The organism is Sphingomonas sp. KC8 (assembly GCF_002151445.1).
Taxonomy (GTDB): domain Bacteria; phylum Pseudomonadota; class Alphaproteobacteria; order Sphingomonadales; family Sphingomonadaceae; genus Sphingomonas_E.
The window spans coordinates 2,537,876-2,564,222 of record NZ_CP016306.1 but is presented as its reverse complement, the minus strand read 5'-3'; the positions used below and the strand labels follow the sequence as shown (position 1 = coordinate 2,564,222).

Sequence of the window (26,347 nt, the reverse complement as noted above, 5' to 3'; positions counted from 1 at the left end):
GTGCCCATCCCATCGCATCATATCGACAACAAGGCGTTGACGGCCGCGCTGAAAATCGAGGCCCGGAAACTGGGTTTCGCCACCTGCGGGATCGCGCCGGCGGACGCCACGCCCGAATCTGCCGGCCGGTTGCGCGCATGGCTGGCGTCGGGTGCGCATGGCGACATGCTGTGGATGGAGGAGCGCGCCGACCAGCGCGGCTCGCCTGCCGCTTTGTGGCCGGACGTGCGATCGGTGGTGATGCTGGGGATGAGTTACGCCCCCGCCGAAGATCCGCTGCGGCTGGCGGACGTGCCCGGCGTCGCGCGGATTTCGACCTATGCGCAGGGCCAAGATTATCACGATATCGTCAAAAAGGCGCTGAAGGCGCTGGCCCGCTGGCTGGTGGATCAGGCGGGGTGTGATCTCAAGGTGTTCGTCGATACCGCGCCGGTGATGGAAAAGCCGCTGGCGGAAGCCGCCGGGCTTGGCTGGCAGGGCAAGCACACCAATCTGGTCAGCCGCGATCATGGCAGCTGGCTGTTCCTGGGTGCGATCATGACGACGCTGGATCTGGAGCCGGATGACCGCCATCGCGGCAGTTGCGGATCATGCGACGCCTGCCAGCGTGCATGTCCGACGGCGGCGTTCCCCGCCCCCTACCGCATCGATGCGCGGCGCTGCATTTCGTACCTGACGATCGAAAACAAGGGGCCGATCCCGATCGAGTTCCGCGAAGCGATGGGCAACCGCATCTATGGCTGCGACGATTGCCTGAGCGTGTGCCCGTGGAACAAGTTCGCCGCCGCCGCATCGGCCAATCGCGCCTTTGCCGCACGCGCCGAACTGGCGGTGCCCGAAATCGGCGATCTGCTGGGGTTGGACGATGCCGGGTTCCGACAGGTCTTCGCCGGATCGCCGATCAAGCGGATCGGGCGCGACCGGATGATCCGCAATGCCCTGATCGCGGCGGGCAATGCTGGCGATGCGATGCTGCTAGCGGCGATCGAACGGCTGATCGACGATCCCGCAGCCGTGGTGCGCGGGGCCGCCGCATGGGCGCTGGGCCGGATCGATCCGGCAGGTTACGCCGATCGCCGTGATGCGCGGCTGGCGACGGAAGGGGACGACAGCGTCCGCGCCGAATGGATCAGCGTGCCGCCGGCCGCCGGCTGAGCGCGGCGATACACGACGCCCGGTCGAAATCATCGCCAGCCGGGGTGCGCGCATCGAGATGGCGGACCACGGGTTCCCGCCCGGCCGTAGGTGGGTAGAGATAGGCATCGAGCACGCAGATCGGCCCGGCATATTGAAGCTTGCGCGCCGGCCCCTCGCGCACGTCGAGATCGGGGACGCCGAACAGGATCTGGAGCGCGCGGGCATCCTGGCCGATGACACGCGCCAGCCCACTGGGGGGAGGGGCGCTGACGATCGGCGCCGGCGCCGGGGTCGATGTCGTCGCGCAGCCGGCGAGCAGGCTGGCCAGCATCAGGCAGAAAACCGTCGATAGCGTCCGTTTCAACCGCGTCTCCCATGAAAACGATGCGTCGCCAAAGCCGCGCCCAGCACCGGGGCCAGCAGGTTGAGGACGGGAATCAGGAACAGCCCGGCGGCGACAAGCCCGGTGAGCGCCCGCCCACCCCGCGTTGGGCCGAGCCGTGCCTTGCGCTGGGCCGGATCGAGATGGCGTACCGCGACCATATCATCGAGATCCCGGCCGAGTGCGATCGCGTTGACGATCAGAAACAGGGCCACCGGGCCGATCGCAGTGAGCAGCAGCAGCAGATAGAAGGGCAAGGCGATCAGGTTGTAGCCGATCAACCGGCCGGCCGAACCCAGGCCAAGCCGCAGCCCTTCGCGCCAGTTCGGGGGTTTGGCGCGTGCGGCTTCGGCGGGATAATGGCGGGCTTCGACCGCTGCGACCACCTCGTCCGAAAACAAGCCGATCACCCCGACCGCGATAGCCGGAAACAGGAGCCACAAACCAAGGATCGTCAGGAGCGTCGCGGCGATGCTGCCTTCGGCCGATCCGATGACGCAGGTATAATCGGGGATCAGCGCGCACGGATCGCGCCCGGTGAGCGCCCAGCGCAGGCCAAGGCCGAGCAGGGTGAAGATCGCCAGAGTCAGCGCAAGCGACCGGGCTAGCACGCGCAGGATGCGGCGATCGGACAATTGACCAACCGAAAGCGATAGTGCGCGAACCATGGCGCCTGTCTATCGCGCATCGGCCGGTTGCGCCATGCCCCGCAGCCGGTTAGGCGCGGCGGGATCTGATGCCCAAGGGAGACCCGCGTGACCGATACCCGCCTCGATATCATCGCGATCGGCAACGCCATCGTCGACGTGATTGCCCAGGCCGATGATGCCTTCATCGCCAGCGAGGGCATCGCCAAAGGATCGATGCGGCTGATCGACACCGATGTCGCGACCAGCCTGTACGGCCGGATGGCGCCGGGGCTGGAAGCCAGTGGCGGATCGGCGGCGAACACCGCGGCGGGGGCGGCGGCGCTGGGTGCGCGCTGCGCCTTTATCGGACAGGTGGCCAAGGACCAGCTGGGTGATGTGTTCGCGCACGACATTCGCGCACTGGGCGTGGGTTTCGACACACCGGCCCGCGACGCCGAGCCGCCGACGGCGCGCTGCCTGATCCTGGTGACGCCCGATGGCCAGCGGACGATGAACACCTATCTCGGTGCATCGCAATATCTGCCGGCGGCGGCGCTGGACGCCGATCTGATCGCATCGGCCGCGATCCTCTACCTCGAAGGCTATCTGTGGGATCCGGCCGAACCGCGCGCGGCGATGCGCGAGGCGATCGCGATCGCGCGCAATGCCGGGCGCAAGGTGGCGTTCACCCTGTCGGACGCCTTCTGCATCGAACGGCACCGCGACGATTTCAACGCGCTGATCGCCAATGGCGATATCGACATCCTGTTCGCCAATGAAGCGGAGATCCTGTCGCTCAACCAGACCGACGATTTCGACGTGGCGGTCGCGGCGACGGCGGGCAAGGTTGAATGTCTGGTTGTGACCCGTTCGGAGCGGGGGGCGATCGCAATCCAACAAGGCGAGCGCTTTGCCGTGCCGGCCGCGCCCGTGGCCAAGGTGGTGGATACGACGGGCGCGGGGGACCTGTTCGCCGCCGGCTTCCTCGCCGGCCGGGCGCAGGGCCGCACGGTTGACGACAGCCTGACGATGGGCGCGATCGCGGCCGCCGAGGTGATTTCGCACTTCGGCGCGCGGCCGGTGGCCGATATCAAGGCGCTGGTGGCCGAAAAGATCGGCTGAATCGAAAAGACGGCCCTTCCCGCGCGGGGAGGGCCGGCCCGTCAGTTGCCCGAGTCGCGCACCGTGAAGCGCCCGGTGACGCGGCCGCCCTGGCCGCCGCCAACGCCCTTGCCATCGACGGTCGACCGGCCGCTGTTGAGATCGATCACCAGGCGGCCGCCATTGACGGTGTTGCCGCCCTGGACGAGCGAGACATTGCCCAGCATCGTGATCAGCCGCCGATCGAGATCGTAGATCGCCACCGAGCCGCGCGCGGTTTCCGACGGGCTGCGCACGGTGACCCCGCCCGACGCATCGAGCCGCTTGATCTGCGTGCCGCCGGCACCCCCGGCATAAGCGACGGTGAGCCGCTGGGCGTTCATCGCCATATCGCCCTGGCGGACATTGACGTTGCCCGAAAAGATCGCGCGATCGGCGCGGTCCTGCACTTCGATGCGATCGGCTTCGACATCGACGGGGGCATTGCTGTTATGCCCCTTGAGCGCCGATACCGAACCCTGCGCATGTGCCGGGCCGGTGGCGAGGCTGAGCAGGAGTGAAAAAAGGATGGCGGTTCCGCGGGTCATCCGGTTCATCTGCCGCCCTGCTGCACGATATGCAAGCGCGCACGGCCATCGAGCACGACGGTGTGGCTTTGCAGATCGGCGGTCATCCGGTTCGCGCTGAACGTGCCGAGCGGCATCTTGCCATCGACCGGCGCCCCGCTGGCGACCTGCCGGCTCTTGAGATCGACCGCGACATCGCGTGTTTCGAGCCGGTAGCCATCATGGGTGGTGAAGGTCACCGCACCATCGACATAGACTTTTTCGCTGTCCATGTCGTAGCGCCCCGTCTTCGCGCCGATGGTGGCCGGCCCGTCCGTAAGCTGGATCTGCGCGTTGAGATCGGCCAGCCGCACGATCGGATCGCGTGAACTGGTCTGCACCGCGGAGCCGGCGCGAATCGAAAAAGGCTGGCCCTTCGAATCTTCGCCACGATAAATCGCGTCGGCCACCCGCATCCGTTCCCGGGCGACATCCACCCTGTCCTTGGCCAGCACGAAGGAGATGTCGCGGCCCATGGTGAGCGGCGCCACCGCGAGGATCGCGGCCAGCGCGCCGATCGCCGACGGCAGCAGGATACGCAGCACCGCGATCAGCCGATCGTGGCTTGCGCCCGGCGCGGCCCAGATCTGGCGATCGCTGCGGGCAATATCGGCGGCTTGGGACATCAGGGCCTTTCATGGCCGGCCGGGCTGCCGATGCCGCCCGGCCGGATATGATGATCAGATATGCGCGAAGATATCGATTTCCGGCCAGCCGGCCAGATCGAGTTCGGCACGATGCGGCAGAAAATCGAAACAGGCCTGGGCGAGCGCGGTGCGCCCTTCACGCGCCAGGCGGACATCCAGTTTCGTCCGCAGCTGATGGAGGAAGCGCACGTCCGACGCGGCATAATCGCGCTGCGCGTCGCTCAGTTCGGGGGCGCCCCAATCGGACGATTGCTGCTGTTTCGACACTTCCTGGCCGAGGATTTCGCGGACCAGTTCCTTCAGGCCGTGGCGATCGGTGTAGGTGCGGATCAGGCGCGACGCGGTTTTGGTGCAATAAACCGGTTCCGCCATCACCCCGAGCCAATATTTCATGGCCGCCAGATCGAATCGCGCGAAATGGTAGATTTTCAGCCGCGCGGGATCGGCCAGCACCGCCTTCAGATTGGGCGCGGCATAGCTGCTGCCGGCGCTGAAGCGGACCAGATGTTCGTCGCCATGGCCATCCGATATCTGGACGACGCACAACCGGTCGCGCTGGGTGATGAGGCCCATCGTTTCGGTATCGATGGCCACCGGCCCCGGCGCGAGCACGTCCGCCGGGAGATCTTCTTCGTGAAAATGAACAGTCATCCGTTCCGCATAGGACGGCCGGGCCGTCCGCTCAATGCCCGATGCGGCTGGCGGCGGTTCGGCGAACCGCGTCGCCGAACCCGCCACCGTCGCGCCGGGCCACGATCAGGCCGCGCCTTCGCCGCCATTCCTGGCCCGCGCGCGGCGCGCGAAGATGTTGAGCATCTCCACCCCGGCGGAAAAGGCCATCGCCGCATAGATATAGCCCTTGGGCACATGCACCCCGAAGCCATCGGCGATCAGCACCGCGCCGATCATCAGCAGGAAGCCCAGCGCCAGCATCACCACCGTCGGATTGCGGTTGATGAAATTGGCGAGCGGATCGGCCGCGACCAGCATCACCACCACGGCGGTGATCACCGCGATCACCATCACCGGCAGATGATCGGTCATGCCCACCGCCGTCAGGATCGAATCGATCGAGAAGACGATATCGAGCAGCAGAATCTGGACGATCGCCGCGCCGAATCCGATCGCGACATGGCCCTTCTTGTCGAGCACGTCGCCGGTGGGCGCGGGATCCATCGAATGGTGGATTTCCGTGGTCGCCTTCCAGACCAGGAACAGGCCGCCGGCGATCAGGATCAGATCGCGCCACGAAAACTGGGTTTCGAAGCTGGGCACGCCATGCGCATCCAGCGTGCCGGTAATCCCAAGATCGAACACAGGGGCGGTGAGGCCGACGATCCAGGCGATCATCGACAGCAAGGCGAGTCGCATCACCAGCGCCAGGCTGATGCCGATGCGGCGCGCCTTTTGCTGCTGATGCGCCGGCAATTTGTTGGAGAGGATTGAAATAAAGATCAGATTGTCGATGCCGAGAACGATTTCCATCACCACCAGAGTGATCAGGGCGGCGAGAATCGCGGGATCGGAAAAGAGCGCAAGAATATCGGTCATGCCGCACATCTGGCGCGGGTGCGGGCCAGCGACAAGCGGCACTGTGCGACAAACTGTAAATGGCGGATTCAGGGTGGATTCGCGCCCCCCGGTTAGGATGTCCCGGCAGGCTGAGTCGAAAGCGCTCGCGGGGCTGGACTTTTTCGGTTATTGAGAGTCGCTGGCACGCTATGGTTTTCGTGTCAGGAGTCTCGTTGCCGCGCCCGGCTTTGACGACTTTGACGAATTTTAGGGCGACGGGAAAGACTTGCAGGGCATGAGTTTCGACAGAGGACGGCGCGGGCAGCGCGGCGGCAGGGACAAGCGCGACGGTTTCGGCGACGACAGCTTCGGCGGCTACGGCGGCGGCGGCGGTGATCGCTTCGGCGGTGGCGGTTATGGCGGCGGTGGCGATCGTTTCGGCGGTGGCGGCGGCGGCGGTTACGGCGGCGGCGGTGATCGCTTCGGCGGTGGCGGCGGCGGCGGCGGTTTCCGCGGCGGCGGTGGCGGCGGTTTCGGCGGCGGCGGCGGTGGTCGCGGCGGCATGCCGGCGCAGGTCATCGGTGAAGGCACTGGTGTCGTCAAGTTCTTCAACGGCCAGAAGGGTTTCGGCTTCGTCGTTCGCGACGATGGCGGTGAAGATGTGTTCGTGCACATTTCGGCCGTCGAACAGGCTGGCCTGACCGGCCTGGCCGAAGGCCAGCCGCTGGGCTTCACGCTCGTCGATCGTGGCGGCCGCATTTCGGCGACCGACCTGAAGATCGAAGGCGAGCCGCTTCCGGTCGAAGATCGCGGCCCGCCGCGTGACCGTGACGCCGCCGGCGGCGCCCGTGGTGGCCCGCAGCGCCAGCTGACCGGTGAACGCGCCAGCGGCACCGTGAAGTTCTTCAACGCGATGAAGGGCTTCGGCTTCATTCAGCGCGACGATGGCCAGCCCGATGCGTTCGTGCACATTTCGGCGGTTGAACGCGCCGGCATGACCAACCTCAACGAAGGGGATCGCCTCGAGTTCGAACTCGAAGTCGATCGTCGCGGCAAATATGCGGCGGTGAACCTGAACGCAGCCCAGTAACACTTCGCTGTTACAGGGTTTGAAGGCCCGGTCCGCATCGGCGGGCCGGGCCTTTTGCCAAAATATGGCTTTTGCCCAAATGGGCCTGGAGGGCGCAAAGCTGCCCCGCGCTCCAGCCCGCCGGATTTTCGCCGATCGCGGCTTTGCCTGCGATCGGCGACCGGCTTCTTTCTTGCGTGTCGCCCGCGAGGCGATAGAAGCGCAGATATGGATCGCATCATCATCCGGGGCGGACAGCGCCTCGCCGGCCGCCTGCCCATTTCGGGCGCGAAGAACGCAGCGCTCACCCTCATGCCGTGCGCGCTGCTGACCGATGGCGCGCTGACGCTCAGCAATCTGCCGCGTCTGGCCGATGTCGACAGTTTCGGCCACCTGCTCAACGAACTCGGCGTATCGACCAAGGTGGCGCGCGGCCCCGACGGCGAATTCGGCCGGGTGATGACGATGGATGCGCACCGGATCGCATCGACCGTCGCGCCCTATGATATCGTGCGCAAGATGCGCGCGTCGATCCTTGTGCTCGGCCCGCTCCTGGCGCGCGCCGGCGAAGCGACGGTATCGCTGCCGGGCGGCTGCGCAATCGGCAACCGCCCGATCGATTTGCATCTGAAGGCGCTCGAGGCGCTGGGCGCGGAAATCGAACTGGCGGCCGGCTATGTCCGCGCGATCGCCCCCGATGGCGGGCTGAAAGGCGGCCGGGTGGTGTTCCCGGTGGTGTCGGTCGGCGCTACCGAAAATGCGCTGATGGCCGCCGTCCTCGCCAATGGCGAAAGCGTGATCGACAATGCCGCGCGCGAACCCGAAATTACCGACCTGTGCAATTGCCTGGTGGCGATGGGCGCCGAAATCGAAGGGATCGGCACCGAACGGCTGACGATCCATGGCAAGCCACGCCTCCACGGCGCGGACTATCGGGTCATGCCCGACCGGATCGAAGCCGGCAGCTATGCCTGCGCGGCGGCGATCACCGGCGGCGAATTGGAACTGGCCGGCGCCAAGGCCGATGACATGCGCGCGATCCTCGATGGCTTGCGCGACGCCGGGGCCGCCGTGACGGAAAGCGACAGCGGCGTCATCATCGCCGCCGAAGGCCGGCTGAAGGCGCTGACCCTGTCGACCGCGCCCTTCCCGGCTTTCCCGACCGACATGCAGGCGCAGTTCATGGCGATGCTGGCGCTGGCCGATGGCGCCAGCGTGCTGACTGAGACGATCTTCGAAAACCGCTACATGCACGTTCCCGAACTGACCCGGATGGGCGCCGATATCGCGGTGCGCGGCCGGACCGCGGTGGTGCGCGGGGTCGAACGGCTGAAGGGGGCCGAGGTCATGGCGACCGACCTGCGCGCATCGATGAGCCTGGTTCTCGCCGGCCTCGCCGCCGAAGGCGAGACGCAGGTCCACCGCGTCTACCACCTCGATCGCGGCTATGAACGGCTGGAAGAAAAGCTTTCGCAGGTGGGCGCGGATATCGAGCGGGCCGGCGGCGACTGAAGCCCGTTCACCATAAGCGCGCCCCGGATTTGAGGCGGGCCGTTGGCATGTGAACAGACCTTCTTAAGGATTATCGGGCAGGCATAGGGGTGGTCCCCTTGCGAAGTTGTGCCCGTGCCCAAACAATCGAGCGGCTTTCTGTCTCAATTCCTGCTGCCGGTGACGGCCGTGGTGGTGACGGTTGCCGGAATCGTATGCGCGTTGCTGATCTGGTCGACCCGCGAGATCGATTCGATCGCCGAGGAGCGCCAGCGGCAGATCGTGGAAACGGTGCTGCGCCAGAACATCCAGCGGATCGCGCACGACCAGGAAGCGTCGACCTATTGGGACGATGCCGTCCGCATGGTCCGGACAAAGCCGCTCGACCTCGACTGGCTCGACAATAATCTCGGCATCTGGCTGCACAAATATTACGGGCATGACGACGCCTATATCGTCGACGATGCCGACCGGCCGATCTACGCGATGCAGCAGGGAGAGCGCACCCAGCCGGATGATTTTCGTCGCCTGCGGGTGCAGGCGTCGCCGTTGATCGAGGAATTGCGCGAAAAGATGCGCCGCGGCGCGCATGATGAAATCGGCCCGACGGTGCTGACGCCGGGGGCGACCGACCTGGCGATCATCGACGGCCGGCCCGCGATCATCAGCGCAAAGCCGATCGTGTCCGAAACGGGCCGGCTGCCGCAGGTGCGCGGCCGCGAGTTCATTCATATCAGCATACGCTATCTCGACGGATCGTTCCTGCGGGACCTGTCGGGCCAATATTGGATTGATAAAGCGCGGTTCAGCTGGACCGCGCGCTACGCACCGGGGGAATCGGTGGAAGCCCTGCGCACGCGGCGTGGCGACACCATCGGCTATGTCCTGTGGACACCGTTTTCGCCCGGATCGCAGATGGTGGCGAAGCTGGCGCCGGTGTTGAGCGCCGCGCTGCTGGCGGTGGCGCTGATCGTCATGCTGCTGCTGATCCGTATCCACCGGACGCTGGCGGCGCTGAAGGCCAGCGAGGCGCAAGCCCAGCATCTGGCCTTCCACGATACGCTGACCGGACTGGCAAACCGCGCGCTGTTCCAGGACCGGCTGGACCATGCGCTGGCCAGCGTTCGCCGCAGTGCGCCGGCGGTGGCGCTATTCTATCTCGACCTCGATCGTTTCAAGGCGGTCAACGACACGCTGGGCCATCCGGCCGGCGACCAGCTGATCCGCGATGTGGCCCATCGGCTGAAGCTGGTGACGCGCAGCAGCGACACCGTGGCGCGCCTGGGCGGCGATGAATTTGCGATCATCCAGACGGGTGGAACAACCCCGGCCATGGCCGAAATATTGTGCATGCGGCTGGTGGAAGCGATTGCCGAGCCGTTTGATCTGGATGGCGTGCGCGTGGCGGTGGGCGTCAGCATCGGCGTGGCGATCGCCCCGGTGCACGGGCTGGACCGGATCGAACTCAGCCGCAAGGCGGACATCGCGCTTTACGAAGCCAAGGCCAGCGGGCGTGGCCGCTATGTGCTGTTCACCGAAGCGATGGACGCCACGGTGAAGCGGCGTCAGGCGATCGAGCATGATCTGCGCGAGGCGCTGGCGCTGGGCGGGCAACTCGAACTGCACTATCAGCCGATCCACGATGCGCGCAGCCACGCTGTGATCGGCGTCGAGGCGCTGATTCGCTGGCGTCATCCGGTGCAGGGATTGATGGCCCCGGCCACCTTCATTCCCATCGCCGAGGAAAGCGACCTGATCGAACCGATCGGCGAATGGGCGCTGAACGAGGCCTGCCGGGCGGCGCAGCGCTGGTCGTTCGACAGTGTTTCGGTCAATGTATCGGCGGTGCAGTTGCGCAACCCGGCCTTCCCCCAAACCGTGCTGACGGCGATCCGCACGAGCGGGATCGACCCGCGCCGGCTGGAACTGGAGATCACCGAAACCAGTTTCATCGAGAATGAAGAGGCTTGCGAGCGCAATATCGTGGCGCTGCGCGAATATGGCATCCGCATCGCGCTCGACGATTTCGGAACGGGCTATTCCTCGCTCAACCACCTGCGGGACTTCGAGGTAGACCGGCTCAAGGTCGACCGGTCGTTCGTCGCCGGGATCGACCGGCGCGAAGGCGGCAGCGCGATCATCCGTGCGATCGTCGGCCTGGCCGTGGCCCGCGGTATCGCGGTGACGGCCGAAGGCGTCGAAACTGCCGAACAGGCCGCGTGGCTGACGAGCGTGGGCTGTGACGCGCTTCAGGGCTATCTCCTGTCCCGCCCGCTGCCCCAGGCGGAGATCGATGCACGGTTCGGGGTGGTGCAGGCGGGTTAGACCCTGGCTGCGCGGCGGTTGTCACCAGGTGGCGCAAGACGCGGAACGATCGAAAATCGCGGGGAGGTTGCTCCACCCATCCAGCCACACATCACCGTCATCCCCCCGCGGGCGGGGGGAAGAACGTCGCCTGTATTGGCGGATCTATCGCAGGTCGCGGCGGCACCGACAGTGAGATATGTTTCATGCCAAAGAGTTAGGTTCGGCGGATCGCGTGCGGGCAAGAAGACCACGCCAATACCGGTTGCGCCCAGGACCCGGCTCCACTGTCCTTTTCCGTAGCGGAAATGCGCAATGCTGTGCACCCGGGAAAGAATATCAGCCCACACCTGTTGCAAAAACGCCGCAAGTGCGGATGTTTCGATGTAAAATTATGTCAATATGGCTGGCGTCAACGGAAATGGCAGTTTACGTTAACGGCAAGCAAAACAAATTAGCTGCGAAAAGCTAGTCGTGGGAGAGACAGATGAAGAAGGCACTCTGGCTGCTGTCATCCGGGTTGATTGCGTTCACCCCCCCCGCTCTGGCGCAAACCGCCGAAGAAGCGGCTGCCGAACGCGCCGCAACGCCCGACCAGGGCGATATCATCGTTACCGCGACCCGGCGAAGCCAGGCGCTGTCGGACGTGCCGCTGGCGGTATCGGCGATCACCGCCGATACGCTGCAAAATTCGGGTGCGAGCGACATCCGCCAGTTGAACCAGGTTTCGCCGTCGCTGCTGGTGTCATCCACGTCGTCCGAAGCGGGGGCGGGCGTGGCGCGCATTCGCGGCGTCGGCACGGTCGGCGACAATGCCGGGCTGGAAAGTTCGGTCGCGGTGTTCATCGACGGGGTGTATCGCAACCGTTCGGGCGTGGGCCTGACCGAACTGGGCGCGATCGACCGGATCGAAGTGCTGCGCGGGCCGCAGGGCACGCTGTTCGGCCGCAACGCTTCGGCCGGGTTGATCCACGTCATCACCGCCAAGCCGAAGTTCGAACATGAGGGCACGGCCGAGCTTAGCTACGGCAATTATGATTATTGGCGGGGCGTGCTGGGGCTGACCGGGCCGATCACCGAGACGCTCGCCTTCCGGCTGGACGGGGTTTACACCAAGCGCGACGGGTTCCTGAAGGATGTGGTGTCGGGCCGCGACCTCAACAATCGCGATCGCTGGCTGGCGCGCGGACAATTGCTGTACGAACCCAGCGATGAATTGTCGGTCCGGCTGATCGGCGATTATTCCAGCCGCAACGAAGAATGCTGCGCGGGGATGTATTTGCCCGGGCGCAACGTTTCGCGCGCGCCCGATGGCAGCCTGGTGTTCAGCCCATCGTCGATCGCGGGGCTGCAACGCGCGCTGGGCGCCACGATCAACGAAGATACCTATTCGCGGCGCACCGCGATCACACCGGGCCGCTCCTATCGCGGCGACGTGAAGGATTGGGGCCTTTCGGGCGAGATCAATTATGATCTGGGCGGCGCGCAGATCACTTCGATCACCGCCTATCGCGACTGGAAATATAAGCGCGGGCAGGATGCCGATTTCAACAATCTCGACATCTTGGTGCGTGACGATGATGGCAGCGCCAACCAGCGTTTCCAGACCTTTACGCAGGAATTGCGGCTGCAGGGCGAAGCGTTTGACGGCAAGCTCGACTGGCTGGTCGGCGGCTATTTCGCCAATGAAAAGCTGACGCTGAACGATAACCTGTCCTACGGATCGGATTATCAGCGTTATGCGAACTGCCTGCTTGCGGCCAATGTCGGCGGATCGGTGGGCCGGCCCGATCTGCTGTCGGTAGCGGGCACCAACTGCTTCAACCCGGCGGTTGGCGGTGCGCTGGCCAGCAATCCCGCCATTCCGGCGGCCAATCGCCAGGTCATCGCGTTGCTGAGCGGCCTGGCCCCCGGCGTTCCGGTTGGCGGCTATAATGCCGTCGCGGCGGCCCTGGGCATGCCCGGATTCACATTCAACGGCGTCGGCATCCGCGATCATTACGAACAAACGAGCCGTAACTTCGCCTTCTTCACCCACAATGTGTTCAACGTCACCGACAAGCTGAGCGTGACGGTGGGCGCGCGTTACACCAACGAACGCAAATCGCTCGACGCCAGCTTCGCCGACAATAATAGCCTGTGCCGCGCGATCAGCGTGTCGCCGCTGTCGGCGCTGCAACAGCTGGCGTGCGTCAATCCGTCGGTGCCGGGTGGCGTGTTCGCGCAGGACGATGCCAAGACCAAGGAAGACAAGTTCACCTATACCGGCGTGCTCAGCTACAAGCCGATCGATGATCTGCTGATCTATGCCAGCTATTCCAAGGGGTATAAGGCCGGGGGCTTCAACCTCGATCGTAACGGGCTGAACCGCAATGGCCGGGTGCTGTATACCGACGGCTCGACGCTGATCAACGGCACCGGCGCGATCGGCGCAGGCAATGCCGGCGCACCCAATCTGCTGCAGCTGACGTTCGAACCGGAAGGCGTGCATGCCACCGAAATCGGCGCGAAATATAATGGCCGCGGGTTCGATCTGAATGTGTCGGCCTTCTATCAGGTGTTCGACAATTTTCAGTTGAACACCTTCAACGGCGTCAACTTCGTGGTCGAAAATATCAATGCGTGCGGCGCCGATCTGGGCGGCGCACCGACCGACAATGACAGCACCACCGGCGCCTGCACCGGCAAGGTGAAGGGCGGCGTCGTCAGCAAGGGCGTCGAGGTCGAAGCCTATATGACGCTGGCGCCCAATGTGCATGTGGTTCAGGGCTTCACCTATGCCGACACCCAATATCGCAAGAATCTGGTGGGCAAGGGCGGACGGCCGCTGAGCGCGGCATTCTTCCAGCTGCCGGGATCGCGCGTGTCCAATTCGGCGCTCTACACCTTCACCGGATCGCTGGCATGGACCCCGGATATCGGATCGAGTGGCCTCGGCGCGCTATTCTACGTCGATTATCGCTACCAGAGCGGGCTGAACACCGGATCGGACCTCGACATCGAAAAGCGCCAGCAAGGCGTGATGGTGGTCAATGCGCGCGTCGGCCTGACGGGCGGCGAAGGCCGGTGGGGCATCGAATTCTGGGGCCAGAACATCTTCAACGTGAACTATAAGCAGGTCGCGTTCGATACACCGCTGCAAGGGACAGGGACGACCGCGCAGACGGCGGCGTTCGGTGTGCCTTCGACACAATTGTTCAGCACCTTCGTGGCTGAACCGCGCGCTTATGGCGTGACGGTGCGGACCAAATTCTGAACGGGGCGGCCCCCTCCCGGCAGCGGAGGGGGCCATCGCCCGGTCAGGCGGCGGCCGGCGGGGCGACCAGCGCGAACATCGCGCCTTGCGGATCCAGCGCCTGAATGATCCACGCGCCGCCGGGCACTTCCTGCGGGCCGTTGAGCAACGTCCCGCCATTGGCCGTCACCCGATCGAGCGCGGCGTGGATTTCGTCGACCGCGAAATAATAGGTCCATGGCGGGCCGAAAAACCCCTCCGGCCGGATCATCATCCCGCCGATCGCTTCGTCGTTCGGGCCGTAAAGCTGGTAGGTGCCCATCGGCCCCATATCGATCGCCTGCACCTTCCCCCAGCCGAAGCGGGGCGCGTAAAAGGACAGGGCGGCATCCCAGTCGGGGGCGAGCAATTCGTGCCAGCTGCCATGGCCGGGCTTCATCGGTTGCAGTCGTTCGGCGGTGGCGCCTTCCGGTTCGGTGATGATCGCCAGCATCGCCCCTTGCGGATCGGAGACGATGGCGAAGCGGCCGACCCCGGGGATATCGCCGGGTGCGCGATGCACCGCGCCGCCATCGGCCGCAAAGCCGGCGGCGACGGCATCGACATCGCTGACCGCGACATAGCCGATCCAGCCCGGCTGCGCGCCGGCCGCGCACGCATCGGCAGGCAGCGCCATCAGCCCGGCGACGGCCGTGTCACCCGCTTTCAGCAGGCCATAATCCATGCCGGGCATGCCGGCGTCCTGATGGCCCCAGCCGATGACGGCGCGATAGAAAGCGAGGGCGGCGGCGGTGTCGCTGGTCATCAGTTCATACCAGCAGAAGCGGCCATGATATCGGGTCATCTACGATCCTTTCAGCGGGGGGATGGCGGTGCGGGCGCCCAGACAAAGCGATATGCTGGCGGGCGCATTGGCGGCATGGCGATCAGCGCCCGCAGGACCGGCATGATCCCACATCATAGCTGCGCCGCCCGCGATCGCCGCCGCCAGCAGCACGAGGCCGCCCGCCAGCCGCAGCCGATGGAGACCCCATGCCCCGGCAGCGCCCAGCGCTGCGATCGCGCAGCACAGCATGGCGGCGATCAGCCCGTCGCGACGGCAGCAGATGGGGCCGCCGCCGCGCAGCACGCCTCTACCGCCGGCTGCCCGGCATATTCATCGTGGCGGCGAACCCAGTTCATCGTCGTCGCTTCGTTGCGGCCCATGGGTGCGCGATCGAGGATCATCAGCGTGCCGATCAATTCCTCCAGCCCGCGGGCAAAGGTCGAATAGGTGTGGAAGACCTGCCCTGCCTCGTCTTTGTAAAAGGCGCTGAGGCCGGGCAATTCCCCGGTTTCTGGTGTGGGTTCATAATTATAGGTGGCCCCTGCTGCGGCATCTTCAGGCGTGAAGGTCACGCCGAAATCGCGGTTGAAATCCGATCCGGCGGACGACGCCCACGGAAAATGCCAGCCCATCCGCGCCTTGTAGGCGTGGATATGATCGAGCGGCGCGCGCGACACGGCGGTCAGGGTGACGTCATGATGGTTGAGATGGGGCAGCGTGCCGCCGAAATGATCGGCGAGGAAGGAACAGCCGGTGCAGCCGGCCTCCCATTCGGCCGGCAACATGAAATGATAGACGATCAACTGGCTGCGGCCGTCGAACAAGCCGCCCAGCGTCTTGCGGCCGGTGGGGGTGTCGAAGCTGTAATCCGTATCGATCCGCACCCAGGGCAGGGCCATGCGGGCTGCGTTCAGCCGGTCGCGTTCGTGGGTATGGGCCTTTTCACGAAGCAGCAGCGCCTTGCGCGCCACAAGCCATTCTTCACGCGATACGATCGGGTTCGTCGGCATCATGCTCTCCGTCTGGCTGCGCGGGTTTGCCCCCGAGTCCCGCTTGACATTTAATGTTGATATCAACATATATGGGGGGTGTCAAAATTGACCCAGATTCCCTTCGCAACGACGCTGCTGGTGCGCGATTCCTGCCTGTGCCTGCATGTGCAGCGGGCGGCGCGGGCGCTGGCGCGACGGTTCGACGAAGCGCTGCGCCCGGCCGGGCTGACGAGCGGGCAATTTTCGCTGATGATGGCGCTGAACCGCCCGGTTCCGCCGTCGATCGGTTCGGTGGCAGCGCTGCTGGCGATGGACCGGACGACCCTGACAGCGGCGCTCAAGCCGCTGGAGCGCCGCGGGCTGGTGACGATTTCGGTCGACCCGCAGGATCGGCGCGGCCGTCTGCTGGCATTGACCGATGCGGGGCAGGCGGCGCTCCAGACGGCGGTGCCGATCTGGGAGCGGACCCACGGCGAGATCGAGGCCGGGATTGGCGGTGGCGACATGCTGCGCGCGACACTGAGCGCGATCGCCTGATCAGCGAAGCATCGGCTGCATAGGCCGGCCGTACATGGCCCTGGAACATGCGAGCCGGGCAGCCCGCAATGTTGCCGGTGCGATACTACCGATCGAATCTGCGGCGCGCTGGCGGGGGAGGCTGGCGGAAGACGGGCGGATCGCCAGCGGCCCTCCCCCATAAGCGATCGTGACATGCCGGATGAGTATGCGACCTATCCTTTGGGATAGTTCCCGGCGATGGGCTAATATATTCCCCTGAAGGGACGGCTTTTCCAAAAAGAAGATCCGATGGGTGAAGATCTGTCACAGAATGGGGCATGTTACCGATGTGCGCGATGCAATAATCCCACTTGCACGCGCGTGACGCTGGTCTTCGTCGATCTTTAACTGGTTTTTAAGGAGCGTCCCCTGTCGGGGATATCGCCCAGCGCCCCATGCCATGATTCTCAATCTCAGACGTCGGCGATTCCCGTGGTGTCGCACGCCGAGGTCAGCGCCTCAACCGTGATGGGGAGGCAGTCGAACAGACTGATTGAGGGAGAACTGACATGGCACGTACGCGCACACCTCCGGGGACCTCCGGCCCGACCTTGCCGCCTCCGCCGACACCCACGCCACCGCCACCGCCGGTGACACCGTGGATCATCGGCACGGACCTGAACGACGTCATCAACCTGCGCGAGCCGTCATCGGCCGCCCACCTGCCCGCCAACGCGCGCGCCGGGGCCGGCAATGATTTCGTGATGGGCAATTTCAACCAGAACGTGATCGAGGGGAATGAAGGCAACGACACGCTGGTTGGCGGGACCGGATCATCCTCGCTGCCGGGCACCGATGCGACGCGGGTCGCCAGCGGCCAGGACTTCATCTACGGCGGTGACGGCAACGACGTGATCGTCGGCGACGAAATCGATCCCACCAAGTCGACGCTGTATCCCGTGGAAAATATCTGGGACGGCAATGATCAGCTGTCGGGCGGTGCGGGTAATGACCTGATGTACGGCAATGGTGGCAATGACACCATGGCCGGTGACGATGGCGACGACACGCTTCGGGGCGGATCCGGCGATGACGCTCAAAGCGGTGGCGCTGGTGATGACGATATCTATGGCGGTATCGGCAACGATACGCAGGCCGGTGGTACCGGCGATGATTACCTGGACGGCAAGGCCGGCAACGACGTCCAATATGGCAATGACGGTGAGGATCTGATCCTCGGCGGCGATGGCAATGATTCGCAACGCGGATCGGCCGGCTACGACACGTTGTACGGCGATGCCGGCGACGACGTCCAGCGCGGCGGCCAGCAGGACGACGAAATCTATGGTGGCGACGGTAACGACACCATGTTCGGCGACGACGGCAATGATGCGCCGGGCGGCGACATCGGCAATGATGGCCAGGAAGATGGCGTCGACACCGATGAAGGCGGCAACGACTATATGGAAGGCGGCGCCGGGGATGACCGCATGGACGGCCAGCTCGGTGACGACACCCTGTATGGCGGCGACGGCAATGACGACCTGCGCGGCGATACCGGCAATGATCATCTGTTCGGCGGCGCGGGCGCAGATTTCGCCCAGGCCGGCGCCGGCGATGATTATGTCGACGGCGGCGCGGACCGCGATGTCCTCAATGGCGCCGATGGTACGGATACCATCTATGGCGGCAGCGAGAATGACGAGGTGCGCGGCGATGCCGACGATGACTTCCTGTATGGCGGTTCGGGTGACGACCTTGTCGAAGGTGGCACCGGCAACGACTATATCGAAGGCAATGGCGGCGACGATGTGCTGCGCGGCCAGGAAGGCAATGACGATGTCTATGGCGGTGACGGCAACGACCTGATCGAGGGCAATGAAGGCGACGATGGTTTCATCGGCGGCGTCAATGGCCTGTTCGGTGGTGCCGGCAACGATACCATGTACGGCAATGATGGCGACGACGATCTCTTCGGCGAAGATGGCGACGACCAGATCTACGGCGGGAACGGCGACGACTATGCCGAAGGTGGCGCTGGAAATGATTATATCCAGGGCGAAAACGGCAACGACGCGCTCTTCGGCGATGATGGCGCAGACACCATCGGCGGCGGTGCCGGCAATGACTATATCGAAGGCGATGCCGGCAACGACAATCTCTCCGGTGGTTCCGGTGCCGATTATATCGGCGGCGGCTCCGGCGATGATTATCTGGATGGCGGCCTCGACAACGACCAGCTCTATGGTGATGGCGGCAACGACGACCTTTATGGTGGTCGCGGCGACGATTACCTGCTGGGCGGCGATGGCGATGATGTCCTGACCGGCAACCAGGGCCGTGACATCTTCGCGTTCGACCAGGATGGCGTCGATCGGGATGATAACCCCGAAACGCCGGTCGAGTTCGACGATGGCGACGATGTCATCACCGACCTGAGCCTCGCCAATCGCGACACGATCCAGATCGATGTGGCGAACCCGACGACGTTCAACCAGGGACTGATCTCGGTTGTCGACAATGGAACCGACACGACGATCAGCTTCGGCGGGCAATCGGTGCTGATCGAAGGTCTGACGGGCGGTTCGTTCGCGCTGCTGCAATTCGACAGCGTGGCCGACGTCAACGCCTTCAGCCAGGGCAATGCCGGGTATGACGTGATCCAGTTCGTCTGACCGGTTGAACAGGGTGACTAGGGGGCGCTTCGGCGCCCCCTTTTTTGTGCCATTCCCGAACAGTGGTCGCGACCGGCCGGCAGATGTCCCCGGCGGGGGGCATACCGCGCAAGCCATGTTCGGCATGTCCTGAGTCGTGGACCGACCCGTCTGAGTCGGTTCCTTTGGGGGGCATACAGGATGATGGATCTCCGCCCACCGGAGCCGGGTTCCCTTCGGGGCGGTCCTGCCGTCGGCAGGCCCGATCCGGCGCCGCGGCCGATATTCCAGATCGATACGTCGCTGGGCGGCAAGCAGGGTGCTGCCGTTGCTGCGCCATCCCCTGATCCAGCCCCGGATGATGATGGCGAAACGCCGGGCGGCGGTAATCCCGTCCCGACCGATCCGGGCGGCGAAACGCCGGGTGGTGGCGATCCCGACCCGGCCGATCCGGGCGGTGAAACGCCGGGTGGTGGTGATCCCGTCCCGACCGATCCGGGTGGCGAAACGCCGGGCGGTGGCGATCCCGACCCGACCGATCCGGGCGGTGAAACGCCGGGTGGTGGTGATCCCGGCCCGACCGATCCGGGTGGCGAAACGCCGGGCGGTGGCGATCCCGACCCGACCGATCCGGGCGGTGAAACGCCGGGTGGTGGTGATCCCGGCCCGACCGATCCGGGTGGCGAAACGCCGGGCGGTGGCGATCCCGACCCGACCGATCCGGGCGGTGAAACGCCGGGTGGTGGCGATCCCGACCCGGCCGATCCGGGTGACGAAACGCCGGGCGGTGGCGATCCCGACCCGACCGATCCGGGCGGCGAAACGCCGGGCGGTGGCGATCCCGGCCCAGCCGATCCGGGCGGCGAAACGCCGGGCGGTGGCGATCCCGACCCAGGCGATCCGGGTGGCGAAACGCCGGACGACGGTGATCCCGGCCCGGGGCCGGGCACTGGCGACAACGGATCCCATGCCGGGCCGGATGGCACCCGAAATCCACCGGGGCGGACGCTGCCGGATGTGGCGCCCGATGTTGGCACGGGGGCACATATCCACGGCGCGCAGATCATTGGCGCCGATACGTCCGAACGCTTCGATCTGGCATTGCCCGGCATGCCCGGCAACGCACGCGGAGGGGCGGGAGACGATGTGATCCTTGGCCGGCAGGATCGCAACCAGCTGGAAGGCAATGACGGCGACGACCTGATCATCGGCTATGCCAGCGGCATTGGCGGCGAAGGCGACCGCTTGATCGGCGGTGGGGGCGATGACACGCTGATTGGCGATGATTTCACCGGTGCGACGGCGAGCACGCTGGCCGGCGCCGATCGCCCCGGCGACGATGCCGATTGGATTTCGGGCGGCGAAGGCAATGATCTGGCGTGGGGCGGTGGCGGCGATGATGTGCTGACGGGTGGTGCCGGCGACGACGTGCTGTTTGGCGGCACCGGCAACGACGCACTGAGCGGCGGTGACGGGCATGACGCGCTTCATGGGGGTGAAGGCGTTGATACGCTGCTGGGCGGCGCGGGTGATGATCTGCTGGCCGGCGACGGCGGCGATGATTTGCTCCATGGGGAAGCGGGGGACGATCGGCTCGATGGCGGCGATGGCCGTGACAGTCTGTATGGCGGGGCCGGGCATGACAGGCTGTGGGGTGGTGCGGGCGACGATATGCTGCGCGGCGGCGATGGCGACGACAGCCTGCTGGGTGGCGCGGGGGCTGACAGCCTGTTCGGCGACGATGGCGCCGATACGCTGGACGGCGGGGATGGCATGGACCGGCTCGATGGCGGGCTGGGGGACGATCTGCTGCGCGGCGGCGGCGATGCCGACGATCTGCGCGGCGATGCCGGGGCCGACACCATCGATGGCGGCGACGGGGCCGATTATCTGCAGGGCGGCGCGGGCGATGATGTGCTGACCGGCGGCGCGGACGACGACATCCTGGTCGGTGCCGACGGGGCGGACCGGCTGGATGGTGGCGCGGGCAACGACTGGCTGGGCGGTTACGCCGACGATGATGTGCTGCTGGGCGGCGCGGGGGACGATACCCTGGACGGCGGCGATGGCACCGATCTGCTTGACGGCGGGGATGGTGATGACTGGCTGAGCGGTGGCGGCGATGATGATGTCGTGGCCGGCGGGGCGGGGAATGACGCGCTGTTCGGCAATGGCGGGGATGACAGGATCGAGGCTGGCGCCGGCGATGATGTCGCCAGCGGCGGCGATGGCGCGGATCTGCTGCTGGGCGGGATCGGGTCCGACTGGCTGTACGGGCAGGATGGCGCCGACACGCTGGACGGCGGCGCCGGCGATGACAGCCTGTCCGGCGGGAATGACGACGACGATCTTTCGGGCGGTGCCGGCAATGACGACCTGTACGGCGATGACGGTGCCGATTGGCTGATGGGTGGCGACGACGACGATCTGCTGGATGGCGGGGCCGGCCATGACGGGCTTGAGGGCGGCGCTGGCGCGGACGGCCTGTACGGCGGCACCGGCAACGATAGCCTATATGGCGATGCCGGCGATGATGCCCTGCTGGGCGAGGCGGGCGATGACTGGCTGGAAGGCAATGCCGGCGACGATACGCTGACCGGCGGCGCGGGCCGGGACCTGTTCACTTTCGATGTCACCACCGACGGGCATGACGTGATCACGGATTTCAGCCTGGCTGATCGCGACCAGATCGCCATCTATATCAGCGATCCGTTCCTGTTCGATATCGAACGGCTGCGCATTGTCGATGATGGCACCGACCTCCATCTGGTGATGGGCGATGCATCGATCACGCTGGCTTCGCTTGGCGGCGGCGGCTTTGCCGTCCTGGGTATCGACAGCATCGACGACCTGAATGCGCTGAGCCAGGGAGTCGCAGGCTATGACATGGTTGTGTTCGCGTAATATCCGGCTGTCGCTGGCCGTTTCCGGCCTGATGATCGCGGCCGGCCAGCCGGCTCATGCGGCGGCACAGGCGGGCCGGCCGGTTTTGTCGGTGCCGGTGGAATGCGACCTCGCCACGCTGTGCAGCATCCAGAAATATGTCGATCGCGCGCCGGGGCCGCAGCGGCAGGATTATCGCTGCGGATCGCTGGTGACCGATGGGCATGACGGCACCGATATCCGGTTGCGGAACCTGCCGGACATGGCGCGCAACGTGCCGGTTGTGGCGGCGGCGGACGGCGTTGTCCTGCGCGTGCGCGACGGCATGGCCGATGCCAATGTCCGGGCGACGGGCGCCGCCGCCATCGGCGATCGGCTGGCGGGCAATGCGGTCGTGATCGATCATGGCCAGGGCTGGGTGACGCAATATAGCCACCTAAAGCAGGGAAGCGTCGTGGCGAAGCCGGGACAGGCGGTGAAGGGCGGCCAGCGCATTGGCGCGATCGGCATGTCAGGCAATGCCGAATTCGCCCACCTGCATTTCGAGGTGCGGCATGACGGGCGATCGATCGATCCCTTCGCACCGGGCGCCGCCACCGGATGCGCGAGCGAACCGGCGCCGTTGTGGAGCGCGGCGGCGATGCGCCAGCTGGCCTATCGCGAGGCCGAGGTGCTGGCCGCCGGCTTTGCAACCGACCCCGAAAGCGCGCTTGGCATGCGCCACCGGGCGGATCGGGCGACACTGTACGCCAATCCCGCCAGCCTTATCCTGTGGGGGACAGCGACGGGCGCGCGCGACGGTGACGAGCAGCAATTCGTGATCACCGGTCCCTCGGGGGGGGCAGTTCTGGATCGAAATGTCCGAGTCGCCAAAGGCGGGCTCGATTGGGTGGGATTCGCCGGTGTCAGGCGTCCCGCGGCGGGATGGCAGCCCGGCCGCTACGAAGGTCGTTACACCCTGAAAAGAGGTGGGAAAAATATCGGGTCCAGAACGACTATAATACTTTTGAAGTAGTGCCCTTAGAGTCTTTTGGTTGGATTGACTCAACGGTGGGCATCCTATCAAGTATCGATAATTCTTGAAGTATCCCGGTTAAGAAACAAGAAATATAAACGCGGTCGCTGCACTGGATGCGCACCTGTTCGGGTGGGGGGATAACATGCGCCGGAGCGACTCTGTGGACGACACGCTGCTTGATAGCGTTGTCGTTCAGATCAAACGTTATGCCTGGATCATGCTGGGGTTGTCCGGGATCACCAATATCCTTGGTATCACCCTGTCGCTCTACATCATGCTGGTGTTCGATCGGGTGCTGTCGAGCCGCAGCACCGATACGCTGGCCTTTCTGTCGCTGGCGGCGGTGGTGGCGCTGGTGACGGCGGCGGTGCTCGATGCGATCCGGTCGTTTGCGCTGGGCAGGATCGCCAACTGGGTTTCGCGCCGCCTGGCCCCGGATATCCTGATGCGATCGATCGAGCGGCGGCTGATCGAAGGCAATCTGCGGTCCGAACTGTTGCGTGATCTTTCCCATCTGCGCGGGTTCCTGTCCGGTCCCGGCGTGCCATCGCTGCTCGATCTGCCATGGATGCCGATCTATCTGATCGTCGCGTTCCTGATCCATCCGCTCTTGGGCGTGATTGCGGTATTCGGCACGGCGATCCTGTTCGGCATCGCGTTCCTGAACGAACGGCTCAACAACAAGGACATTCGCAACGCTTCGGCGCTGTCGGCGGTGGCGATGCGGGACAGCGACGCGATCATGCGCAACGCCGAGGTGATCGACAGCCTGGGTATGGCGCCGCAGATGGCGCGCCGCTGGTCGTGGCAGATTGCGCGCGAACTGCACATCCAGGAACGGGTGCAAAAGCGCACCGCGGCGATCATCAGCGGGACGCGGCTGGCGCGGGCGCTGATCCAGATCGCGCTATATGCGGTCGCCGCCACGCTTGTGCTCGATCATCAGATGACGGGCGGGGCGATGATGGCGGGGTCGATCATCGTCAGCCGCTTGCTGGCGCCGGTCGAAGGGGTGCTGGTCCATTGGCGGGCCTTGTTGCTGACCCGCGAAATCTACGATCGGCTGCAGCGTTTCTTCAAGCTGCCGTCGCTGCGGACCACGGAAACCGAACTGCCCACGCCGCGCGGCCGGGTGGTTGTCGACCGGGTATCGCTGATGTTGCCCGGACACCCGACCGCGATCCTGCGGGGCGTGGATTTCACGCTGGAGGCAGGCGACCATCTGGCGATCGTGGGGCCTGCCGCATCGGGCAAGACGACGTTGTCGCGGGTCTTGCTGGGCATCCTGCGGGCGCAAAGCGGCGTCGTGCGGCTCGACGGGGTCGACGTATCCAAATGGCGGCGGGAGGAATTCGGCCAATATGTCGGCTATCTGCCGCAGGACGTGGAACTGTTCAGCGGGACGGTGGCCGAAAATATCGCGCGCTTCACGACATGCGAAGATGCCGAAATCATCCGCGCGGCGCGGATGGCTGGCTGCCACAGCATGATCCTGAACCTGCCCAACGCCTATGACACCGAAATCGGCGAAGGCGGAATGCTGCTGTCCGGCGGGCAACGCCAGCAGGTGGGCCTGGCCCGCGCGCTGTTCGGCCGGCCGCGCTTCGTCGTACTCGACGAACCGAACTCGAACCTCGACATCAAGGGCGAGAATGCGCTCCGGATCGCGCTGGAACGCCTGAAGACGGCCGGCGTCACGACGATCGTCGTGACCCATCGTCAATCGCTGATCACGCAGATGGACAAGCTGCTGATCCTGCACGCTGGCATGGTCCGCGCCTTCGGGGCGACCCGCACCGTGCTCGATGGAGTGCGCGGAAATGGTGCGTCGTCCGAGATAGCGATGACCGAACGCGAGGACGTATTGCCCGCCGAGCCGGCCGCACCGCCCGCGATCACCGATGAGGCCGAGCAGCCGGACCTGCCCGCTGCCGACGACGAAGGTGGCGCCCAGCCGGCGGCCGACGCCCCGAAAGACGCGAAGGAACCGGCATGAGCCAGCTGCTTCTTACCGATCGCTCGCGCGGGCCGGGCTGGCCCGACGACATGGCGGAGGCATCCGACGGCAGCGTGCCGGGGCTGGCCCGGCCGCTGAAGATCGCTGGCTGGGCGATCCTTGCTTTCCTGGCGTTGTTCACCCTGTGGGGGCTGATCGCGCCGCTGAGCAAGGCGGCCATCGCGCCCGGCCTTGTGCAGGTGGAAGGGCGCCGGCGCGTGGTGCAGCATCTCGAAGGCGGGATGGTCAGCGAGATTCTGGTGCATGAGAATCAGCGCGTCCGCAAAGGACAGCCCCTGATGCGGCTGGACACCGTCCAGTCGAGCGCGGCGGCAGTGTCCGCACGATCCGAATATCTGACGCTGATCGCCGAGGAAAAACGCCTTCAGGCCGAACTGGCGGGCACCGGGACGATCGATTTCCCGGAAGAATTGCGCGCCGATAAAAGCGGCCGGGCGAACGAGATCATGAGCAGCCAGCGGGCGATGCTGGAAAGCCGGCGGGGCGCGCTGGGCGGACAGATGCAGATCTACCGGGAAACCGCGTCGCAGGCCCAGGCGCAGATCGGCGGGTTGCAGGCGCAACTGGCGGCGCAGCAATCGCAATTGCCGCTGTTGCGGCGCGAACTGGCGACCGTGGAGCAACTGGTTGCGGAGCAGCTGGAACGGCGGTCGCGGCTGATGGAATTGCAGCGCACCGTTGCCGCGGTCGAAGGGCAGATCGGTAGCCTTTCGGCGCAGATTCTGACGGCCAGGCGCGCCATGGGCGAGGCCAATGCGCGCATCGGCGCGCTTTCCGGCGATCGCCGCAACGAAGTGACGCAGCAATTGCGCGACGTTCAGCTCAGCCTGTCCGAGGTGCGCGAAAAATTGCGCGCGACGACCGACGTGGACCAGCGGCGCACGATCGTCGCCCCGGCGGACGGACAGGTCGTGGCGCTGCGGTACACCACGATCGGCGGCGTTGTCGGGCCGGGCCAGCCGATCCTGGATATCGTTCCCGACCGGCAGGAATTCATGATCACCGCGCACGTCCGGCCGATCGATATCGAGAATATCGTGATTGGCCTGCCGACCGAAGTGAAGCTGCTGCCCTATAGCGGCCGGAGCGTGCCGATGCTGGACGGGCGGGTCACCGCCGTGTCGCAGGACGCGACGACGCCGGAAAATGGCGGCGAGGCCTTTTACGCGATCGAAGTGGAGATCAACGACGCGGCCGCGCTCGGCAAGATGGATGTGAAGCTGCTGTCGGGCATGCCCGCCGAAGTCTATGTGGTCCTCGGTAAGCGCTCGCTGTTCGCCTATCTGTTCCAGCCGCTGGTGGACAGTTTCCACCGCTCGTTCCGCGAATTTTGACGGAGGCGGGGCG

At 65.5% G+C, this 26,347-nt stretch carries 21 protein-coding genes; 12 read left to right on the top strand and 9 right to left on the bottom strand.

The genetic code is table 11. The annotated features are described in order from the left end of the window. A complete protein-coding gene (queG, locus tag KC8_RS12095; protein ID WP_010122957.1) occupies window positions 1–1,155 on the top strand; it encodes a tRNA epoxyqueuosine(34) reductase QueG in 1,155 nt (384 codons plus the stop codon). Here queG and KC8_RS12090 read toward each other — a convergent pair. Next, complete coding sequence (locus tag KC8_RS12090; protein ID WP_010122955.1) at window positions 1,130–1,501, bottom strand: hypothetical protein; 372 nt, start codon at window positions 1,499–1,501, stop codon at window positions 1,130–1,132. The two genes, queG and KC8_RS12090, sit on opposite strands and share 26 nt — an antisense overlap. Beyond that, on the bottom strand, window positions 1,498–2,187 hold the full coding sequence (locus KC8_RS12085; protein WP_010122953.1) for an EI24 domain-containing protein: 690 nt from the start codon (window positions 2,185–2,187) through the stop codon (window positions 1,498–1,500). The genes KC8_RS12090 and KC8_RS12085 overlap by 4 nt, the downstream gene beginning before the upstream one ends. Window positions 2,188–2,274: 87 nt before the next feature. Here KC8_RS12085 and KC8_RS12080 point away from each other — a divergent pair, with 87 nt between their 5' ends. Further along, on the top strand, window positions 2,275–3,270 hold the full coding sequence (locus tag KC8_RS12080) for an adenosine kinase (protein WP_010122952.1): 996 nt from the start codon (window positions 2,275–2,277) through the stop codon (window positions 3,268–3,270). Window positions 3,271–3,311: 41 nt separating this feature from the next. Here the strand turns inward: KC8_RS12080 and KC8_RS12075 are convergent, their stop codons facing one another. The 4 genes from KC8_RS12075 to KC8_RS12060 form a co-directional block, all read right to left on the bottom strand. Beyond that, complete coding sequence (locus tag KC8_RS12075; RefSeq protein ID WP_010122951.1) at window positions 3,312–3,836, bottom strand: LptA/OstA family protein; 525 nt, start codon at window positions 3,834–3,836, stop codon at window positions 3,312–3,314. A gap of 5 nt (window positions 3,837–3,841) precedes the next feature. Beyond that, window positions 3,842–4,480, bottom strand: a complete 639-nt coding sequence (lptC, locus tag KC8_RS12070) for an LPS export ABC transporter periplasmic protein LptC (RefSeq protein WP_010122950.1) — start codon at window positions 4,478–4,480, stop codon at window positions 3,842–3,844. 54 nt (window positions 4,481–4,534) lie between these two features. Continuing rightward, a complete protein-coding gene (locus KC8_RS12065) occupies window positions 4,535–5,152 on the bottom strand; it encodes a ribonuclease D (protein WP_010122949.1) in 618 nt (205 codons plus the stop codon). Between the two features lie 105 nt (window positions 5,153–5,257). Then, window positions 5,258–6,052, bottom strand: a complete 795-nt coding sequence (locus KC8_RS12060) for a TerC family protein (RefSeq protein WP_010122948.1) — start codon at window positions 6,050–6,052, stop codon at window positions 5,258–5,260. A 256-nt stretch (window positions 6,053–6,308) separates the two neighbouring features. Here KC8_RS12060 and KC8_RS20580 point away from each other — a divergent pair, with 256 nt between their 5' ends. The 4 genes from KC8_RS20580 (at window position 6,309) to KC8_RS12040 (ending at window position 14,133) form a co-directional block, all read left to right on the top strand. After that, window positions 6,309–7,103, top strand: a complete 795-nt coding sequence (locus KC8_RS20580) for a cold-shock protein (RefSeq protein WP_010122947.1) — start codon at window positions 6,309–6,311, stop codon at window positions 7,101–7,103. 207 nt (window positions 7,104–7,310) lie between these two features. Further along, entirely contained in the window at window positions 7,311–8,594 is a 1,284-nt protein-coding gene (murA, locus tag KC8_RS12050) for a UDP-N-acetylglucosamine 1-carboxyvinyltransferase (protein ID WP_010122946.1), read from the top strand. A 114-nt stretch (window positions 8,595–8,708) separates the two neighbouring features. Continuing rightward, window positions 8,709–10,898, top strand: a complete 2,190-nt coding sequence (locus KC8_RS12045; protein ID WP_037494850.1) for a putative bifunctional diguanylate cyclase/phosphodiesterase — start codon at window positions 8,709–8,711, stop codon at window positions 10,896–10,898. A gap of 466 nt (window positions 10,899–11,364) precedes the next feature. Then, the gene (locus KC8_RS12040; protein ID WP_010122943.1) at window positions 11,365–14,133 is read left to right on the top strand and encodes a TonB-dependent receptor; all 2,769 of its coding nucleotides are present in this window, start codon (window positions 11,365–11,367) and stop codon (window positions 14,131–14,133) included. Between the two features lie 43 nt (window positions 14,134–14,176). Here the strand turns inward: KC8_RS12040 and KC8_RS12035 are convergent, their stop codons facing one another. The 3 genes from KC8_RS12035 to KC8_RS12025 are packed head-to-tail and all read right to left on the bottom strand — an operon-like array spanning window position 14,177 to window position 15,948. Further along, window positions 14,177–14,956, bottom strand: a complete 780-nt coding sequence (locus KC8_RS12035) for a VOC family protein (protein WP_010122942.1) — start codon at window positions 14,954–14,956, stop codon at window positions 14,177–14,179. After that, complete coding sequence (locus tag KC8_RS12030; protein ID WP_010122939.1) at window positions 14,957–15,241, bottom strand: hypothetical protein; 285 nt, start codon at window positions 15,239–15,241, stop codon at window positions 14,957–14,959. Further along, window positions 15,196–15,948, bottom strand: coding sequence for a DUF899 domain-containing protein (locus KC8_RS12025; protein ID WP_029624184.1), 753 nt, complete (start codon window positions 15,946–15,948; stop codon window positions 15,196–15,198). The genes KC8_RS12030 and KC8_RS12025 overlap by 46 nt, the downstream gene beginning before the upstream one ends. A 78-nt stretch (window positions 15,949–16,026) precedes the next feature. Here KC8_RS12025 and KC8_RS12020 point away from each other — a divergent pair, with 78 nt between their 5' ends. The 6 genes from KC8_RS12020 to KC8_RS11995 all read left to right on the top strand — a co-directional run bounded on the left by KC8_RS12020 (window position 16,027) and on the right by KC8_RS11995 (window position 26,334). Beyond that, window positions 16,027–16,467: a MarR family winged helix-turn-helix transcriptional regulator gene (locus KC8_RS12020; protein WP_010122936.1), complete on the top strand. Its 441-nt coding sequence runs from the start codon at window positions 16,027–16,029 to the stop codon at window positions 16,465–16,467. Window positions 16,468–16,997: 530 nt separating this feature from the next. Further along, window positions 16,998–19,103: a calcium-binding protein gene (locus tag KC8_RS20565; RefSeq protein WP_083831144.1), complete on the top strand. Its 2,106-nt coding sequence runs from the start codon at window positions 16,998–17,000 to the stop codon at window positions 19,101–19,103. 180 nt (window positions 19,104–19,283) lie between these two features. Beyond that, window positions 19,284–21,986: a calcium-binding protein gene (locus KC8_RS20560; RefSeq protein ID WP_086495563.1), complete on the top strand. Its 2,703-nt coding sequence runs from the start codon at window positions 19,284–19,286 to the stop codon at window positions 21,984–21,986. Next, on the top strand, window positions 21,964–22,980 hold the full coding sequence (locus KC8_RS12005; protein WP_010123769.1) for a M23 family metallopeptidase: 1,017 nt from the start codon (window positions 21,964–21,966) through the stop codon (window positions 22,978–22,980). Before KC8_RS20560 ends, KC8_RS12005 begins: the two co-directional genes overlap by 23 nt. Before the next feature lie 163 nt (window positions 22,981–23,143). Continuing rightward, window positions 23,144–24,979 (top strand): type I secretion system permease/ATPase, encoded by a 1,836-nt coding sequence (locus KC8_RS12000; protein WP_010123770.1) that lies wholly within the window; start codon window positions 23,144–23,146, stop codon window positions 24,977–24,979. Continuing rightward, entirely contained in the window at window positions 24,976–26,334 is a 1,359-nt protein-coding gene (locus KC8_RS11995; RefSeq protein ID WP_010123771.1) for an HlyD family type I secretion periplasmic adaptor subunit, read from the top strand. Before KC8_RS12000 ends, KC8_RS11995 begins: the two co-directional genes overlap by 4 nt. Window positions 26,335–26,347 lie beyond the last annotated feature (13 nt).